Below are 1,019 nucleotides of genomic sequence, written 5' to 3' on the forward strand. Positions count from 1 at the left end.
GTGCAGCACATGCGCCAGCACGGCGGGGCCATCGTCAACATGCTGGCCGACATCTGGGGCGGCATGCCCGGCATGGGGCATTCGGGCGCGGCCCGCGCGGGCGTCTGGAACCTGACCGAAACGGCGGCCTGCGAATGGGCCCATGCCGGCGTGCGCGTCAATGCGGTGGCGCCTGGCTGGATCGCGTCCAGCGGCATGGACAGCTACGACGAGGGCTATCGCGCCGTGCTGCGCGACCTGAAGACCAAGGTGCCGCTGCAGCGCTTCGGTACCGAGGCCGAGCTGGCCGCGGCGGTGGTGTTCCTGCTGTCGCCAGCCGCCGCCTTCATCAATGGCAGCGTCATCCGGGTGGATGGCGGCGTGCCCAACGCCCGCCATTCGTGGACGCTGCCGCCCGCGCAAAGAAGCCAGGCCTACGACGGCTTTCCTCAGTACGCGCCGCCGTCCTTGTTTTCGGAAGATTGAAGCCGATGCAGGGCGTCTTGCACTTCGCCGCGAAACCGCGCCAACGCCAGCGCGTCGCGCTGCGGCGGCTGCAGGGCCTGCCACAGGAAGTCGACCAGCTGGTCGGCGGTGGCGGCCACGTCGACCTTGGCATTGCGCAGGATGGCGTCCCACAGCACATGTTCCATCGGGCCGTACACGGCCGACCGCAACAGCCGCAGCGGCATGTCCTGGCGGATGTGGCCGTCGGCCTGGCCCTGCGCCAGGATGCGCATCAGGGGCGCGGTGTAGCGCCGCTGCAGGCCGGCGTAGACCTCGCCGAAATCGTCGTTGCGGGCGCGGCCTTCGGACAGGATGAAGGCGCACAGCCCGGTGCCTTCGGCCAGCAGGTGGCGCAGATGGGCGTGCACCAGGTAATGCAACTGCGCCCGCGGGCCCTGCACGTGCGGCAGTTTGTCTTCGACCTTGGCGATGATTTCGTCGTACCAGTCGCTGATGACGCGCACGCACAGTTCGCGCTTGCCGCCAAAATACGTGAACACCGTGCCTTCGGACACGCCCAGCCGCTGCGCGAT

General features: G+C 68.8%; 2 protein-coding genes. One reads left to right on the top strand and one right to left on the bottom strand.

The window, feature by feature from the left end:
- Positions 1 to 465, top strand: a 465-nt coding sequence (locus tag U858_RS0132700) for an SDR family oxidoreductase (RefSeq protein ID WP_025141303.1), incomplete at its 5' end; no start/stop codon positions are given.
- Here U858_RS0132700 and U858_RS0132705 read toward each other — a convergent pair.
- On the bottom strand, positions 429 to 1,019 hold a 591-nt coding region (locus U858_RS0132705), incomplete at its 5' end, for a TetR/AcrR family transcriptional regulator (protein WP_025141304.1). The genes U858_RS0132700 and U858_RS0132705 overlap by 37 nt on opposite strands.

The organism is Achromobacter sp. DH1f (assembly GCF_000633435.1).
Lineage (GTDB): Bacteria > Pseudomonadota > Gammaproteobacteria > Burkholderiales > Burkholderiaceae_B > Achromobacter > Achromobacter deleyi.